This window comes from Hydrogenophaga sedimenti (genome assembly GCF_051857515.1).
In the GTDB taxonomy this organism is placed as follows: Bacteria; Pseudomonadota; Gammaproteobacteria; order Burkholderiales; family Burkholderiaceae_C; genus Hydrogenophaga.
In genome coordinates, this window is sequence record NZ_JBPZHA010000004.1 from 112,716 (window position 1) to 128,242 (window position 15,527).

The following is a 15,527-nucleotide window of genomic DNA, read 5'->3' on the forward strand; positions in this document are numbered from 1 at the left end:
GGACGTTGAAAGCACAAACATGAAGTTGCGCACACAAATTCTCGGCCTGGGCATGGCCGGCGCCGTTCTGGCTGCCCTGGTCGGAGGCATCGGGCTTTTTGCGTCGAGCCGGCTCGGCGGCTCCATCGACGACGCGGTGCTGGCCGGCGTCGCGCTGCAGTCGAGTCAGGAGGCGGACATGATGCACGACGCCATCCGGGGCGACGCGCAGCTGGCCTACATCGGCGCGCTGGAAAAGGACAAGGCGCAGATTGCCGAGGCAGAGAGTGGGTTGCAGGACCACGCCAAGACCTTCATCGCGGCGCTGGACAAGTTGCGCAGCCTGCCGCTGAGCAACGCGTCGCGCGACGCCGAGGCGGCGGCCCGGCCGCTGGTGACCAAATACATCGAGGCGGCCCGGCGCGTGGTCCAGGCGTCCAGCAGCAACGTCGAGGCTGCACGCAGCGAACTGCCCGGGCTTCAAGCCGCGTTTTCCGAACTGGAAGACAAGATGGAGGCGCTGTCCGGGATCATCGGCAGCACGGGAGAAGCGCTGAACGAGCAGGCCAAGTCCAGCGTCAAGCAGGTTCAGCTGGCGATTGCGGCAGCCCTTTGTCTGGTGACGATCGGCATGATGATCGCCGCGCTCTGGATGGCGCGCCGGATGACATCGCCGATGGCGCATGCGGTGGCGGTGGCCGACCGCCTGGCGCAAAGCGATCTCACGGCCAAGGTGCATGTGGCGGGCAACGACGAGACGGTTCGCCTGCTCGAAGCCATGTCGCGTGTGCAGGCCAACCTCTCGGGCGTTGTGCGCGGCGTGCAGATCAACGCCGACAGCGTGGCCACGGCCAGCGTGCAGATTGCGCAGGGCAACAACGATCTCAGCCAACGCACCGAGCAGCAGGCGGGCTCCCTCGAGGAAACCGCCGCGTCCATGGAAGAACTGAGCGCGACCGTCAAGCAGAACGTCGACAACGCCAAGCAGGCGAACCAGCTCGCACAAGGCGCATCGACCGTGGCCATCCAGGGCGGCGCGGTCGTCGCCCAGGTGGTCGACACCATGAAGGGCATCAACGAGTCGAGCAAGCAGATTGCCGACATCATCAGCGTGATCGATGGCATCGCGTTTCAGACCAACATCCTGGCGCTCAATGCGGCGGTGGAGGCTGCGCGAGCGGGTGAGCAGGGCCGTGGCTTTGCGGTGGTGGCCGGCGAGGTTCGCAACCTGGCCCAGCGCAGCGCCGAGGCGGCCAAGGAAATCAAGAGCCTGATCACCGCCAGTGTCGACCGTGTGGAGCAAGGCTCGGCGCTGGTGGACAAGGCGGGAGAGACCATGACGGAAGTCGTCGGCAGCATCCGGCGCGTGACCGACATCATGGGCGAAATCACCGCCGCCAGCGTGGAACAAAGCGCCGGCCTGGCACAGGTGGGCGAAGCGGTGACGAAGATGGACCGGGCGACGCAGCAAAACGCCGCGCTGGTGGAAGAGAGTGCTGCCGCGGCCGAGAACCTGAAAGGCCAGGCCCAGCAGCTGGTGGCCGCCGTGGCCGTGTTCAGGCTCCCTCACGCATAGGCTCACGCGCGCAGCAGCCCTTCTCTCACCACATCAGATCAAACCCCTGCGTCTCCACGCTGACGAACGCGGCCGTGAACGCCGCCAGCGCGGCGTAGAACCTTGCCTTGGGGTGGGCCGTGATGGCGTCGCACATCCGGGTGGCCCAGGGCTGCACGTGGGCGCTGAAAAATTTCTGCTGCTGGGTGAGGTTGGCGATTTCCACGTCGTCGCCGGCGATCAGGTAACGCATCACTTCACACACGCAGGCGAAGTGGTCTTCGGTTTCGGACATGGCTTCGTCGCGTGCCAGGCCCAGGGCGGCCAGGTCGCCGCGCAACGCGGCCAGCGGCTTTTCGTTGAGGAAGCCGCTGAGGTAGTACGAACCAAACAGATACACCTCGGGCTTGCCGACACCGCCGAACAGGGCGTCGTATTCGTCGGCCACCTGTGCGTCGCCGAGCTCGCGCACGCTGCCCACCAGCTGCCGCCACGGTTCTTCCAGGAAACCACCGGCCGCGGGCGCGTCGGTCACGGCCACGCGCAGCTGGGCCAGCAGCTCGGGGCCGGGCGGCGCGTAATACAGTGCGGCCAGCAAGCCGTAGACCTCGGCGCGGGCGGTTTCTTCGTCGAGGGCGGAGGACACGGGAGTGGGGTCGGTCATGGGGTTCACAGATCGGTGATGCGGGTCTCGCCCGGGTTGGTGTAGATGTCCACCACGCGGCAGTCGCCGCACATTTTCAGGCGCTCCAGCGCCTCGCCCTGGAACATGGCGTGGCCGCTGAGTTTGGCGAGCATGACCTCGATGCCCTTGAGCGTGCCAAAGGGTTTGCCGCAGCGCACACACTGGTAGGGCTGCGCTTCGTGGAGCACGCGCGGCTGGCGGCGTTCGTCGCCGAGCAGCAGGCGCGGCTGCAGGGTGATGGCGTCTTCCGGACAGGTCGTGGCGCACAGGCCGCACTGCACACAGTTCTTTTCGATGAAGCGCAGCTGCGGGCGCTCGGCGTTGTCCTGCAGCGCACCGGCCGGACAGGCGCTGACACAGCTCAGGCACAGGGTGCAGGCGTCGCGGTTGACGTTCAGGCTGCCAAAAGGCGAGGCCGCGGGCAGCGCAATGGCGGCGTCTTTCGTGCGCGCGGCGCGGCCGGCGCTGTCGCCCAGCAGATGGCCCAGCGCGAGGTCGAGCGTGCCGCGCTTGTCGCCCAGCAGCGCGAAGCTGGCGCGCTGCTCCACGCCCTGTGAGGGTGCCTCGGCCAGTTCGGCGTCGAGCGCCGCCAGGTCGCGCGCATCGCGCACCTCGATCAGCTTGAAGTGCCGGCCGCCATAGCCCAGGCCCTGCAGCACGGCCTCGGTCACCGCCATCTGCGCGCGCAGGGCCTCGTGGTACTGCGGCGCTTCTTCGCCGGTCATCAGCACCCAGACCTGGCGCGCGCCATAGGCGAAGGCGGTGAGCCAGAGGTCGATGCCGGTGGAGGCGGTGTGCCACAGCGGCAGCGGGATCACGCGCGCGGGCACGCCGCGCACGGTCTTGTCCAGCTGTGCCAGACGTCCCAGGTCATTCACCAGCGCGGCACCGGCTTCCTGGCTGTGCAGCAGCAGGGCGGCGTCTTTGCCGCCGGCCTTGGCGTAGGTGGCCAGCAGGGTGCGCAGCTTCACGCCCTGCTCGCTGGCGCGCGGGTAGGCGTAGCTGAGCGCGCCGGTCGGGCAGACGGTGGTGCAGGTGCCGCAGCCGACGCAGAGGTTGGGGTTGACGACGATCTGGTTGCGCTTCAGGTCACCGGCAATCGCCGAGGCCGAGCACACGTCCACGCAGGCGTTGCAGCCCACGCTCTGATTGCGGCCGTGGGCGCAGAGGCTTTGCTTGTAGGTGAAGAACTTCGGCTTTTCGAACTCGCCGACGAGGTCGCGCAGCTGCGTGACCGCGCGGACCTGGGCCAGCGCATCGGCCGACGGCGGCAGGTGCACATAACCCTGCGGCAGCGCGTGCTGGGTGAAGGCGGGAGCGGCGCGCAGGTCGAGCACGACGTCGAACTGTTGCTCGCGCTCCTGAGCGTCGCGCTGGAAGTTGATCGCGCCCACGGCCTCGCAGGCCTTGACGCAGGCGCGGTGGGACTGGCACAGCGACAGGTCCACCTGGTAGTCGAGGCCGATGGCGCCTTCGGGGCAGGCGGCCACGCAGGCGTTGCAGCGCGTGCAGAGGTCGAGGTCGATCGGGTTGCGGCTGCTCACCACCACGTCGAACGCGCCAAGCCAGCCGCGCAGGCTCTGCAGCTGGCCGGCGAGCACCGGGTATTGCCGCGCCTGCATGCCGCTGCCGCCGGTGGCGAGCAGGGTCACGTCCAGCGCGTCGTTCACCAGCGCAGCCATGGCTTCGGCCTGCTCCAGCGGGCCGATGATCAGCAGGCGGCCTTCGCTGGTGTAGGTCACGGTGGGCACCGGCTCGGCCTCGGGCAGGCGGGCCGCGGCCAGCAGCGCCGCCATCTTGGGCGTGGCCTGCGCGGCCTCGCGGCCCCAGCCGCCGGTCTCGCGGATGTTGACGAACCGGATCGGCCGCTCCTGCAGGGCCACCGCGCCTTCGGTCTGGTCGGCGAGTTCGCTGAAGAGGCGGCGTTCCTGCGTGCAGGCCACCACCAGTTCATCGCGGCCGCGGCAGGCTTTCTGGAACGCGGGCGCATCGCGCCGGCACAGCGTGGTGTGCAGGGTCAGGTCTTCATCCAGCGCCCGGCCCAGGGCCTTGGCGTCCAGGGGCATGGTCTGGTTGCAGTTGCAGATCAGCGTGGTCATCGGGGGTCTCTTCGGGTTCTGCCGCGTCTGGTGCGCGGGTGTCTTCGGTGGCCGTTGGGGCATCGACGCTGGCGCCGTCCGTCGTGGCTTCGGGGGCCACGGCGGGATCGGCCGCAGCCGGCTTCCTGTCTTTGTCTTCGGGGTCGTCCACCAGCTTCAGGAACTGGGCGCTGACCATCTTCGCCATGTCGGCGGCCGACAGCGGGCTGGGTTTCGAATAATCGTCGATGTAGATGTCCAGCCCGTCCATCACGTTGAAGTGCGGGTCGGCGAACAGCTTCTTCACCGCGGCATTGCGCACCTCGGGCGCAACGTCTCTGGCCACGAAGCGGCTGAAGTCGGACGCGGGCGTGAGGGACTCGGTGTCTTCGAGGGTGGGCGGCGGCGGCGCGGGCGCTGCGTCCACCGGCGGCGCGGGAACGGCAGGCTGGGCAGGCACAACGGCGGGCACCGCCACCGGGGGCGGGGCTTCGGGCACTGGCGCGCCACTGCGCACCTGCACCTTGCGGCGCGACCAGCGCGAGAAGAAGCTGTCGCTCTCGTCAGCCGCCATGGCCGCCACCCTGCTGGCCCGGGCCGGGCGGGAGTTTTTCGGTCGAGATGCGCACCGGCTGACCAAAGCGGTCGGTCAGCGGCTTGAAACTCTCGGGGCGCCGGCGGCGCTTGGCTTCGGGCTGGTGGTGGGCATCGACGAAGGCGCGCAGCCAGTCGACCACCGCGGGCGGCGCGGGGACCTGGTCGACCTTCTCCTGCGCGTCGAGCCAGCGACCGGCGTCGTGGTAGCTGAGCGTGACGATCTGCGGCACGGCCACCGGCTCGCCCTCGAGCAGCTGTTCGTCGTCGGCCCGCCAGAACACCCAGAAGCAGGGTTGCGGGCTGTTGAGGTTGAGAAAGTAGCCTTCGGCGTCGTCGCGAAACAGCGTCACCAGAAGCCCTGCGTGCAGCCAGTAGCGCGCACCGTCGACCGCGACCGCCCCCGGCAGCGGCTGCACCTCCTGTGGCGCGGCCGCAGGCGCCGGGTGGCCGACGGACTCCAGCGGCGCTCCCGCCGGCAGCACATCGGCCAGCACCCAGCGCCAGGACTGCCAGCGCGCCATCGGACCGGTGACCGGCTCGCGGCGCATCACCACGTCCACCGGCAGGGACGGACGGCCTGCGCCTGTAGGAGAAACGTTTGCATCGGTTTGCATAAGGAGAATGCACTGTACGCCAAGGCGACGGACGGGCGCATCAGCGGCCTGAGTGACCCGGCCGGCGCGCCCGGATGAAGACGCGGCGGTGTACCCTTATCGTGATTTATTGCGCGCCACCAGGATCTTTCCCCCCACCCCCAAGCCATGTCTGCCGACCCGTCGTTGCTCGACCAGTGCTTCGAGCGGGTGCTCCGGGAAGCACCCGCCCTGCTGGGACGCAGCCTGGACGCGGCGGTGCTCATCCTGCAGGACGCGGAAAACCAGGGCCGCGAGGTGGTGCAGCGGGCGTTGCTGGCGCGGGCCTGGTGGAACCTGGAGCGCCAGCGCAGCCACCTGACCGTGCAGTTCCCGCAGCGCCTGCAGCAGGCCTTCCAGCACGCCGGCCACGAAGGGCCGACCTCGTCGCTGGCGCGCATGTCGGACTCTTCGCTGCTGTCTCTGGTCGACGACAGCTCGGTCAACGAATCGCTGGAATCGGCCCGCATGCTGCAGGCCCTGATGCCGGTGGTCGAGCAGGCGCTGTCCATGGTCGACGCCCGCATCAGCTCGCTCATCGGCCTGGACACGGTGCATGCCGAAAAGAACCCCCTGCGGCCCTCGGTGTTCGTGCGGGCGCTGCGCGACCTGATGAACGAGCGCGAGCCCGACGTGCAGCTGCGCAGCCTCTGGATGCAGAAGATCGCCGCCCCGCTGGCGATCGAACTGAGCAAGCTGTATGCAGACATCGCCCGCATGCTGCAGCAGGCCCGGGTGCAGGAGGCGGGATACCGCATCCGGCTGGTGGCCGACACCGCGCCCGGCACGCACGTGTCGACGCGGGGCTGGCTCGAAGATGGCCATGGCGGCGAAACGTCCTCGCGCATGGCCCTGTCTCCCGCCGGCGACGCACCGCCGCAGCCGATGTCGCTGCGCATGAAAGACCTGGCGAAGGCGCAGACACCGCTGCAGCACGACGTGCTGCAGGCCTTCATGGAAGGTCAGCAAGGGGTGTTCGACCACCGGCTGGACAACGCCTACTACGAGCAGGTCCGGCAGGAGCTGAACCATGTCGACGTGCTCGCCAAGCTGCCGCAGCCCGACGCTGCGGAACTGGAAGAGCAGCGGCTGCGCTACCGGAACCTGCCGGCGGTGGACCGGCCGGCGCGACCGGTCGACGTCGCCACGCCGCTGGACGCCGGACAGTGGGGCGAATACGCCGCACCGCACGAGCGCTCGCGCGTCCTGCTGGAGCTCAAGCACCAGGCCGACAAGGTGTCGCAGGCGGTGGGTCTGGACGTGGTGCGCAAGCTGGTCGCACAGGTCTCGGGCGATCCGCTGCTGCTGGCGCCGGTGCGCGAGGCGGTGGTCGCGCTGGAGCCCGCGCTGCTGCGCCTGGCGATGGCGGAGCCCCGCTACTTCAGCCGCAGCGACCACCCGGCGCGGCTGTGGATCGAGTCGGTGGCGCAGCGCAGCTTCCGCTACAACGACGAGTTCTCGCCCGGATTCGAGGCATTTTTCGACCCGGTGCGCGACCAGGTCCGCGCGCTCAACGCCAGCGGTTCGGCCGAAGCCGGGCCGTTCGCCGAGGCGCTGGACACCCTGAAGGCGCTGTGGGTCCGCGACGACGAGGAAGAGGAACACCGCAAGCAGCGGCAGCTGGAGGCCCTGAACCACGCCGAGCGGCGGCAGGAGCTGGCCGACCAGATCGCCTGGGAAATCAGCCACCGCCCCGACATCTACGACGCCCCCGGCATCGTGCTCGACTTCCTGTACGGGTCCTGGTCGCTGGTCATTGCCTCGGCGGAACTGCGACACCCCGACAAGGGGCCCGACCCGCTGGGCTACCGCAAGGTCATCAGCCACCTGCTCTGGAGCACGCGCAGCCAGGTGACTCTGCGCCAGCCCAATCAGCTGTTCCAGATCGTGCCGGGCATGCTGATGACCCTGCGCCAGGGTCTGGAGAGCCTGGGCAAGTCACCCGAAGAAACCTCGACGTTTTTCGACGCCCTGCTCAAGCTGCACGAGCCGGTGCTGCGGCTGCGGCGCGCGCGGGCGCGGGTGGACGGACACGCCGCCGCGCCCGAACCGGAGCGGACGCCGGAAGACCAGCAGGCGCTGGAGACGCTGCTGGCGCCGGCTTCGCCCGAGCAGCAGAAGCCGACCCCGGCCGTCCAGCCCTGGATCGGCGCGCGCGAACTCGCCAGCGCCGGCTTCAGCGAAACCATGCCGCTCATGACCACGGAGCCGGCGGACTCTTCCCACGCACCGCTGGACGCCACGCAGGCCGGAGAAGCCGCCGCGGACGCCCTCGAAGCATCGAGCATGCTGTTCCGGCTGACCCAGGGCAGCTGGGTCGATCTGTTCTCGGGTGGCGAGTGGCTGCGGGCTCAGCTGGTCTGGAGCAGCCAGAAGGCCAGCCTGTTCATGTTCACCAGCCAGGGTGGCCGCGCGCACACCATGACGCGCCGCAGCTGCGAGAAGCTGATGGCCAAGCGCTGGCTGCGGCCGGTCGACGCCCGGCCGGTGGTGGAGCAGGCCCTGCGCAAGGTCACGGCCGCCGCGGGGGCCACGGCGGCCAGTGCGACTCAGTAGGTTTCGAGGTGCAGCCGGCCTTCGCGCTTGAGCGCGGCGCCGACTTCGTCCCAGTTCAGGCCGGCACCCGTGGCGATGTCCTTGAGCGCCAGCACCACGCCCTCTTCCATCGCCTTGAGACCGCAGACGTAGAAGCAGGCGTTGGGGTCCTGCAGCAGCGCGGCCAGGTCGGCCGCGCGTTCGCGCATCGCGTCCTGCACGTATTTCTTGGGCTGTCCGGCGGTGCGGCTGAAGGCGAAGTTGGTGTCGATGAAATCCTTGGGCAGGCTCTGCAGCGGGCCGAAGTACGGCAACTCTTCCTGCGTGCGTGCGCCGAAGAACAGCATCAGCTTGCCGCCCTCGAACTTGCCGCTGGCGCGCAGGCGCCGGCGCCATTCGGTCATGGCGCGCATCGGCGCCGAACCGGTGCCGGTGCAGATCATCACGATGCTGGACTTCGGGTGGTTGGGCATCAGGAAGCTGGTGCCGAAGGGGCCGATCACCTGCACCGTGTCGCCGACCTGCAGGTCGCACATGTGGTTGCTGGCGACGCCGCGCACCGGCTTGCCCGAATGGTCTTCGAGCACGCGCTTGATGGTCAGCGAGAGGTTGTTGTGGCCGGGGCGCTCGCCGTTGCGCGGGCTGGCGATGCTGTACTGGCGTGCGTGGTGCGGCTTGCCCTTTTCATCGAGGCCGGGCGGGACGATGCCGATGCTCTGGCCTTCGAGGACCGGGAACGGCATGGCCCCGAAGTCCAGCACGATGTGGTGCGTGTCGTAGTCCTTGCCGACGGCGGTGACGCGCAGGTTGCCGGTGACGGTCGCGGTCACCGTCTTGGCGGCGGCCTTGGGGCCGTAGAGGTTGGCGTAGGCGTGGGCCGCACTCCAGGGCGGGATGCTGGCGCCGTACTGGGCGGAGTTGAACGCCGTCTGGCCGCTCGGGTCGGCGGCAGGCGCGGCGGCCTCGACCGTCTGTGCTTCGGCGGCGGGCGTGTCGCTGGCGTCACCGGCCAGGGCGGCGAGTTCGGCACCCGAGAGCTCGGTCGGCAGTTCGTCCCAGCCCAGCTGTTCTTCGATCGAGTAGGTGCGGGCCTTGGGCATCCGGCGGTAGTTGTCGATCGAGCCGGTGGGGCACGGCGAGATGCAGTCGTTGCACCAGTTGCACTTGCTGACGTCGACCACGTAGTTGCGTGAGTCGTGGGTGATGGCCTGCACCGGGCAGATCGATTCGCAGGTGTTGCAGCGGATGCAGATCTCGGGGTCGATCACGTGCTGCTTGATGATGGCTTCGGCGGGGGCGTTCATCTTCGGTCTCCGGCTTCCTGTGTTGACGCTCTATTGTCTGTTTTGTTGTGACTTCGTGGCACCGCGTGAACCCGGGTGACTGGCTCCGTTCGTGTCCCCCGCCGGCCTGCGGCCGGCTCTTCCTTTTACCTCACTGCGCCAGCCATCCGGGCTCACGCTCGCGGGGCTCGCGAGCGTTGGAGCACAGGCAGCTTGCTGACAGGTCAGTTGAAGCGGACGTATTCGAAATCGACCGGCTGGCGGTTGATGCCCATGACCGGCGGCGCGATCCAGTTGGCGAACTTGCCGGCTTCGGTCACGCGGCCCATCAGCGAACCGACGTAGGCGCGGTCGGTGTCGGACGGCAGCCATTCCTCGACCTTCTGGTTCCACTCGTGGTCCGGCACCACGCGGCCGTCCGGGCTGACCTTGACACCGGCGAGGCTGCCGATGTTGCGGTGGAAGGCCTTGTGCGGCACCTTCAGGCGGAAGTCGACACCGGCCTTCTCGATGATCCGGTTCCAGCGCTCGACGCCGCCGACCGAGTCCTTGATGTAGTCGTCGCGCAGCACTTCGTTGAGCGCGTTGAGCATCGGCACGTCCTTCTCCAGCAGCTTGCCGTCTTCCACCGACAGGATCTTGTAGGTGTTGCCCTTGAGCAGGTGGTCGTCGCTGCGCTTGCCTTCTTCGTAGCGGCCCTTCAGGCCCGAGCTGTAGAAGGTGGCGGCGTTGGACGACTGGTCGGCGCCGAACAGGTCGATCGTCACCGAGAAGTGGAAGTTGATGTAGCGCTGGATCGTCGGCAGATCGATCACGCCGGCCGCGCGCAGCTTGCCCACGTCGTCGGTCTTGAGCTCGTTCATCGCGTTGACGGTGCGCTGGATCACACGGCCCACGCCGGATTCGCCCACGAACATGTGGTGCGCTTCTTCGGTCAGCATGAACTTCGTCGTGCGGGCCAGCGGGTCGAAGCTGGACTCGGCCAGCGCACACAGCTGGAACTTGCCGTCGCGGTCGGTGAAGTAGGTGAACATGAAGAAGCTCAGCCAGTCGGGCGTCTTCTCGTTGAAGGCCTGCAGGATGCGCGGGTTGTCGGCGTTGCCGCTGTTGCGCTCCAGCAGGGCCTCGGCTTCTTCGCGGCCGTCCTTGCCGAAGTACTTGTGCAGCAGGTAGACCATGGCCCAGAGGTGGCGGCCCTCTTCCACGTTGACCTGGAACAGGTTGCGCAGGTCGTACTGGCTCGGGCAGGTCAGGCCCAGGTGGCGCTGCTGCTCGACCGACGCCGGCTCGGTGTCGCCTTGCGTCACGATGATGCGGCGCAGGTTGGCGCGGTGTTCGCCAGGCACGTCCTGCCAGGCGGCTTCGCCCACGTGGTCACCGAAGTGGATCTTGCGGTCCTGTTCGGCGGGATTCAGGAAGATGCCCCAGCGGTAGTCGGGCATCTTCACGTGGCCGAACTGCGCCCAGCCCTGCGGATCGACGCTGACCGCCGTGCGCAGGTAGACGTCGAAGTTCTGCGAGCCGTCCGGACCCATGTCGTTCCACCACTGAAGGTAGTTGGGTTGCCAGTGTTCCAGCGCGCGCTGCAGCGTGCGGTCTTCGCTGAGGTTGACGTTGTTGGGGATCTTCTCGCTGTAGTTGATGCTCGACATGGCTTGGCTCCTGCGGGTGGATGGATCGTGGGACGGGTTCAGACGCGGTTGAAATCAAACTGGGCCTTGTCGCCCTTGCCGTAGACCTTGAGCGCACCCTTTTCGCCGACGGCGTTGGGGCGCTGGAAGATCCAGTTCTGCCAGGCGGTGAGGCGGCCGAAGATGCGGGTGGCCATGTTTTCCTTCTGCGCGAAACGCAGGTTGGCTTCCAGGCCGGTCAAGGCGTCGGGCGACATGGCGGCGCGCTCTTCCAGCACCAGGCGGATCTCGTCGGCCCAGTCGATGTCGTCGGGCGCGACGGTCACCAGGCCCAGCTTCACGGCGGCGTCACCATCCAGCGCCTGGCCGATGGCACCACGCGCGGCTTCCATGGCGGGCACCTCTTCGTAGAAGCGGCGCTGCAGGCGCGACTGGTCGTTGACCATGGGGAAGAAACCGAAGTTCATCTCGCTCAGCGTCAGCGTGGGCTGCTTGGCCGGCTCGTCGGGCAGCACCAGCTGGTAGCTGCGGTCGGCGCAGAAGGCCAGCTCGGCCAGCGTGCCGGCGAAGCACGAGCCCGGCTCGATCAGCGCAAACAGCGAGCGCGAGGACACGTCCAGGCGCGCCAGCGTGCGGCGCAGGTGGCCGATGGTTTCGTTGACGAACCAGTGGTCCTTGTGGGCCAGCATCAGCGCGTCGTTGGCCAGCACCGCGGCGGCATCGCCCACGGTCTTGAGCAGCCAGGAACCGATCTCCAGTTCGTTGGTGCGCATGTGCAGGATGGCGTCGTCCAGCTCGCGCACCATCTGCAGCGGGTACCAGCTGGCGCCCGCGGCCTCGATGCCGGCCACGTCGGTCGGCTGGGCGCCCTGCGGGGCCTTGACGGTGAAGGTGGCGACGCGCTTGGCGCGGTCGATCTCGACCGTGACGTTCGTGTAGGCCAGCCGGTCGGCTTCGATGCTGCGGTTCAGCGGGGTCAGTTCCACGCCTTGGGCACCGGCCGGGCGGGTGCTGCCGGCGGCCAGACGCTCGGCGCGCTCGCGCACCGCCTGCTGGAACACGGCGGGCTTGGCGATCGCGTCGACCAGGCGCCAGTCCACGGCCTTCTGGCCGCGCACACCTTCGACGCTGGTGCAGAAGATGTCGGCCAGGTCGTGGCGCACATGGCGCTTGTCGGTCACGCGGGTCAGACCGCCGGTGCCGGGCAGCACGCCCAGCAGCGGCACCTCGGGCAGGCTCACCGAGCTGCTGCGGTCGTCCACCAGCACGATTTCATCGCAGGCCAGGGCCAGCTCGTAGCCGCCACCGGCGCAGGCGCCGTTGAGGCCGGCGACGAACTTCAGGCCGCTGTACCGCGACGAGTCTTCGATGCCGTTGCGGGTCTCGTTGGTGAACTTGCAGAAGTTGACCTTCCAGCCGTGGGTCGACAGGCCCAGCATGAAGATGTTGGCGCCCGAGCAGAACACGCGGTCTTTCAGGCTGGTCACCACCACGGTGCGCACTTCCGGGTGCTCGAAGCGGATGCGCTGCAGCGCGTCGTGCAACTCGATGTCCACGCCCAGGTCGTAGCTGTTGAGCTTGAGCTTGTAGCCGGGGCGGATGCCGGCGTCTTCGTTGATGGCCAGCGACAGCGTGGCGACGGCGCCGTCAAAGCCGAGCTTGACGTGCTGGTAGCGCGAAGGGTGGGTCTGGTAGTCGACGCGGGGGGCGGTGGCGGTCATGGTGTTGTCTCCTGGGGTGGCAACGTGATGCCGGTCTGGCATCCGATGACATGCATCATAGTGCATGAATTGGGATGCAGTCAAATGCATTTTTGTGCATGTAGGCCCACAACCGATGAGCGGTTCAGGCGGGCAGGTGCAGCAGCTCCCGCACCTGCCGGCGCAGCAGGGTGAAGCTTTGTTCCAGCGGCTGGGCGCTGGTGTTGAAGGCCAGATCGGCCTTCGAGTAGAACGCGGCGCGCCCTTCCAGGATGCGCTTGAGATCTTCCATCGCCTCCCGGCTGGCGGCCATGGGGCGCATGTCGCCCTGCGCCGCCACCCGGCCCATGTGGTCGCTGGCGTCGGCCTGCAGCCAGACCGTGGTGCAGTGCTGCAGCAGCAGGTTGAAGTTGGCCGAATCGGCCACCAGGCCACCGGGCGTGGCGATCACCACCTCGGGGTAGATCTGGATCGCTTCTTCCAGCGCGCGGCGCTCATAGCGGCGGTAGGCGTTGGCGCCATACAGGTTGTGGATCTCGCTGATGCTGCAGCCGGCGAACTGCTCGATCTGGCGGCTCAGTTCGATGAACGGAAACCCCAGGTCGTCCGCCAGGCGCTGGCCCAGCGTGGACTTGCCCGCGCCGCGCAGGCCGATCAGCGCCACACGCGCCAGCCGGCCCTGCGTATCCACCCCGCCGCTGGCCCCCAGCAGCTCGGCCAGCTGCAGCCGCGAACGGCGCAGGTCGGCCTCGTTGCGGCCCTGCAGCAGCTCGCGGATCAGCAGCCATTCCGGTGAGGAGGTGCTCACATCGCCGATCAGTTCGGCCAGCGAGCAGTGCAGCGCCTGCGCCACCTGCAGCAGCACCAGGATGGAGGCGTTGCCGGTGCCGTATTCGAGGTTGGCGAGATGCCGCTCGGACACGTCGGCCGCGATCGCCACGGCCTTGCGCGTCATGCCCTTGCGCGAGCGCAGGTTGCGCACGCGCTCGCCCAGCGCCACCAGGAACGGGTGGCGTTCTTCGGCCTCCTCGGCCGGGGCGGAGGGGTTGACGGTGAGGGTGTCGCTGGCGACCATGGGTGCGCGCCTTTCGTCTGATCCGGGGTCTGCCTCGGGAAAACCCTAGGCTTTGGCGATCCCACAAACATGCACTTTACTGCATACTGACCGGGACGCAAGATAGTGCATTTATACCGTCATTCCGCCGCCGCGACCACGGCGTTTACGCAAACCGCTGCATCCTCCCACCGCCATGCCCCACAACGACACCCCCCTGCTTCCGAACTTCCTGGCCGGCCGCTGGCAGACCGGGTCTGGCCATGGCACCACCCTCAAGGACCCCGTGCTGGGCACGCCGCTGGTGCGGGTCGACAACACCGGGCTGGACCTGGCCGAGGGTTTCCACTTCGCCCGCGACACCGGCGGCAGCGCCCTGCGGGCCCTGACCTACCGACAGCGCGCCGCGCTGCTGGGCGAGGTAGTCAAGGTCCTGCAGGCCCACCGCGACGCCTATTACGAGATCGCCACCGCCAACTGCGGCACCACCAAGAACGATTCGGCGGTCGACATCGACGGCGGCATCTTCACGCTGGGCACCTACGCGAAACAGGGTGAGGCCCTCGGCGACGCGAAATGCCTGCTGGACGGCGAGCGCATCCGCATGGGCAAGGACCCGCTGTTCCAGACCCAGCACGTGCTCAACCCCACGCGCGGTGTGGCGCTGTTCATCAACGCCTTCAACTTCCCGAGCTGGGGCCTGTGGGAAAAGGCCGCGCCCGCCCTGCTGTCGGGCGTGCCGGTGATCGTCAAGCCCGCCACCGCGACCGCCTGGCTGACGCAGCGCATGGTGAAAGACGTGGTCGATGCGGGCGTGCTGCCGGCCGGCGCGCTGTCGGTGATCTGCGGTTCGTCCGCGCACCTGATGGACCAGCTGCAGCCGTTCGACGTGGTGAGCTTCACCGGCTCGGCCGAGACGGCGCGCCTGATCCGCAGCCACCCGGCCGTGGCACAGCGCTCCGTGCGCTGCAACATCGAGGCCGACAGCCTCAACAGCGCGCTGCTCGATCCGTCCGCCACCGAAGGCAGCGAAGCCTTCAACCTGCTGGTCAGCGAGGTGGTGCGCGAGATAACGGTCAAGAGCGGCCAGAAGTGCACCGCGATCCGCCGCATCTTCGTGCCGCTGGAACTGTTCGACGCAGCGGCCGATGCGATCTCCGCCAAGCTGGCCAAGATCACGGTGGGCAACCCGCGCAACGAAGGGGTGCGCATGGGCGCGCTGGTCAGCCTGGAACAGAAGCGCAGCGTGCTGCACGGCATCGAGGCACTCTGCCACGAAGCCCTGGTGCTGCACGACGGCAGCGAGACCGCCCTGGTCGATGCCGACCCCACCGTGTCGGCCTGTGTCGCCCCCACCCTGCTCGGCCACCGCGACCCGGGACAGGCCAAGCTGCTGCACGAGGTCGAGGTGTTCGGCCCGGTGGCGACCCTGATGGCCTACGAAGACGAAGACGAGGCCTGGGACCTGATCCGCCGTGGCGAGGGCTCGCTGGTGGTGTCGGTCTACAGCGAAGACCCGGTCTTCATTGCCCGCGCCGCCGCCGAACTGGCCGACAGCCACGGCCGTGTGCACGCCATCAGCCCCGATGTCGCCGCCAGCCAGACCGGCCACGGCAACGTGATGCCCATGAGCCTGCACGGTGGCCCCGGCCGCGCCGGCGGCGGTGAGGAACTGGGCGGCCTGCGCGCGCTGGGCTTCTACCACCGCCGCAGCGCGGTGCAGGCCAGCAGCGCGGCACTCGACGCACTGGCCGCCTCGGGCGTACCGTTCAAGCCCTGATGTCCGACAGAGACACCA

At 68.4% G+C, this 15,527-nt stretch carries 11 protein-coding genes; 3 read left to right on the plus strand and 8 right to left on the minus strand.

Annotated elements, in window-relative coordinates:
• Nucleotides 1-19: 19 nt before the first annotated feature.
• Nucleotides 20-1,555 (plus strand): methyl-accepting chemotaxis protein, encoded by a 1,536-nt coding sequence (locus ACS5NL_RS07815; RefSeq protein ID WP_439353166.1) that lies wholly within the window; start codon nucleotides 20-22, stop codon nucleotides 1,553-1,555.
• Between the two features lie 25 nt (nucleotides 1,556-1,580).
• Here ACS5NL_RS07815 and ACS5NL_RS07820 read toward each other — a convergent pair whose 3' ends face one another.
• Genes ACS5NL_RS07820 through ACS5NL_RS07835 form a run of 4 tightly spaced genes read right to left on the minus strand, consistent with a single transcriptional unit; the run spans nucleotide 1,581 to nucleotide 5,508 of the window.
• The gene (locus ACS5NL_RS07820; protein WP_439353167.1) at nucleotides 1,581-2,198 is read right to left on the minus strand and encodes a TorD/DmsD family molecular chaperone; all 618 of its coding nucleotides are present in this window, start codon (nucleotides 2,196-2,198) and stop codon (nucleotides 1,581-1,583) included.
• A 5-nt stretch (nucleotides 2,199-2,203) separates the two neighbouring features.
• Nucleotides 2,204-4,285: a 4Fe-4S binding protein gene (locus ACS5NL_RS07825; protein ID WP_439353473.1), complete on the minus strand. Its 2,082-nt coding sequence runs from the start codon at nucleotides 4,283-4,285 to the stop codon at nucleotides 2,204-2,206.
• A complete protein-coding gene (locus tag ACS5NL_RS07830; RefSeq protein WP_439353168.1) occupies nucleotides 4,245-4,871 on the minus strand; it encodes a DUF3306 domain-containing protein in 627 nt (208 codons plus the stop codon). Before ACS5NL_RS07830 ends, ACS5NL_RS07825 begins: the two co-directional genes overlap by 41 nt.
• Nucleotides 4,861-5,508: a DUF3305 domain-containing protein gene (locus ACS5NL_RS07835; protein WP_439353169.1), complete on the minus strand. Its 648-nt coding sequence runs from the start codon at nucleotides 5,506-5,508 to the stop codon at nucleotides 4,861-4,863. The genes ACS5NL_RS07830 and ACS5NL_RS07835 overlap by 11 nt, the downstream gene beginning before the upstream one ends.
• 147 nt (nucleotides 5,509-5,655) lie before the next feature.
• Between ACS5NL_RS07835 and ACS5NL_RS07840 the strand changes: the two genes are divergently transcribed.
• Entirely contained in the window at nucleotides 5,656-8,082 is a 2,427-nt protein-coding gene (locus ACS5NL_RS07840) for a DUF1631 family protein (protein ID WP_439353170.1), read from the plus strand.
• On the opposite strand, the gene boxA is transcribed toward ACS5NL_RS07840, so the two are convergent.
• The 4 genes from boxA to ACS5NL_RS07860 all read right to left on the minus strand — a co-directional run bounded on the left by boxA (nucleotide 8,076) and on the right by ACS5NL_RS07860 (nucleotide 13,750).
• Nucleotides 8,076-9,365 (minus strand): benzoyl-CoA 2,3-epoxidase subunit BoxA, encoded by a 1,290-nt coding sequence (boxA, locus tag ACS5NL_RS07845; protein ID WP_439353171.1) that lies wholly within the window; start codon nucleotides 9,363-9,365, stop codon nucleotides 8,076-8,078. The two genes, ACS5NL_RS07840 and boxA, sit on opposite strands and share 7 nt — an antisense overlap.
• Nucleotides 9,366-9,568: 203 nt before the next feature.
• Entirely contained in the window at nucleotides 9,569-10,996 is a 1,428-nt protein-coding gene (gene boxB, locus ACS5NL_RS07850) for a benzoyl-CoA 2,3-epoxidase subunit BoxB (protein WP_439353172.1), read from the minus strand.
• A 38-nt stretch (nucleotides 10,997-11,034) separates the two neighbouring features.
• On the minus strand, nucleotides 11,035-12,696 hold the full coding sequence (gene boxC / locus ACS5NL_RS07855) for a 2,3-epoxybenzoyl-CoA dihydrolase (protein WP_439353173.1): 1,662 nt from the start codon (nucleotides 12,694-12,696) through the stop codon (nucleotides 11,035-11,037).
• Between the two features lie 124 nt (nucleotides 12,697-12,820).
• Nucleotides 12,821-13,750, minus strand: a complete 930-nt coding sequence (locus ACS5NL_RS07860) for a helix-turn-helix transcriptional regulator (RefSeq protein ID WP_439353174.1) — start codon at nucleotides 13,748-13,750, stop codon at nucleotides 12,821-12,823.
• Between the two features lie 175 nt (nucleotides 13,751-13,925).
• Between ACS5NL_RS07860 and ACS5NL_RS07865 the strand changes: the two genes are divergently transcribed.
• Complete coding sequence (locus tag ACS5NL_RS07865; protein WP_439353175.1) at nucleotides 13,926-15,509, plus strand: 3,4-dehydroadipyl-CoA semialdehyde dehydrogenase; 1,584 nt, start codon at nucleotides 13,926-13,928, stop codon at nucleotides 15,507-15,509.
• Nucleotides 15,510-15,527 lie beyond the last annotated feature (18 nt).

Coding starts and splice junctions, on each gene's coding strand:
- ACS5NL_RS07865 (WP_439353175.1), top strand. CDS start 13,926: ATGCCCCACAACGACACCCCCCTGCTTCCGAACTTCCTGGCCGGCCGC.
- ACS5NL_RS07840 (WP_439353170.1), top strand. CDS start 5,656: ATGTCTGCCGACCCGTCGTTGCTCGACCAGTGCTTCGAGCGGGTGCTC.
- boxA (WP_439353171.1), bottom strand. CDS start 9,365: ATGAACGCCCCCGCCGAAGCCATCATCAAGCAGCACGTGATCGACCCC.
- boxC (WP_439353173.1), bottom strand. CDS start 12,696: ATGACCGCCACCGCCCCCCGCGTCGACTACCAGACCCACCCTTCGCGC.
- ACS5NL_RS07820 (WP_439353167.1), bottom strand. CDS start 2,198: ATGACCGACCCCACTCCCGTGTCCTCCGCCCTCGACGAAGAAACCGCC.
- ACS5NL_RS07825 (WP_439353473.1), bottom strand. CDS start 4,285: ATGCCCCTGGACGCCAAGGCCCTGGGCCGGGCGCTGGATGAAGACCTG.
- ACS5NL_RS07815 (WP_439353166.1), top strand. CDS start 20: ATGAAGTTGCGCACACAAATTCTCGGCCTGGGCATGGCCGGCGCCGTT.
- ACS5NL_RS07830 (WP_439353168.1), bottom strand. CDS start 4,871: ATGGCGGCTGACGAGAGCGACAGCTTCTTCTCGCGCTGGTCGCGCCGC.
- ACS5NL_RS07860 (WP_439353174.1), bottom strand. CDS start 13,750: ATGGTCGCCAGCGACACCCTCACCGTCAACCCCTCCGCCCCGGCCGAG.
- ACS5NL_RS07835 (WP_439353169.1), bottom strand. CDS start 5,508: ATGCAAACCGATGCAAACGTTTCTCCTACAGGCGCAGGCCGTCCGTCC.
- boxB (WP_439353172.1), bottom strand. CDS start 10,996: ATGTCGAGCATCAACTACAGCGAGAAGATCCCCAACAACGTCAACCTC.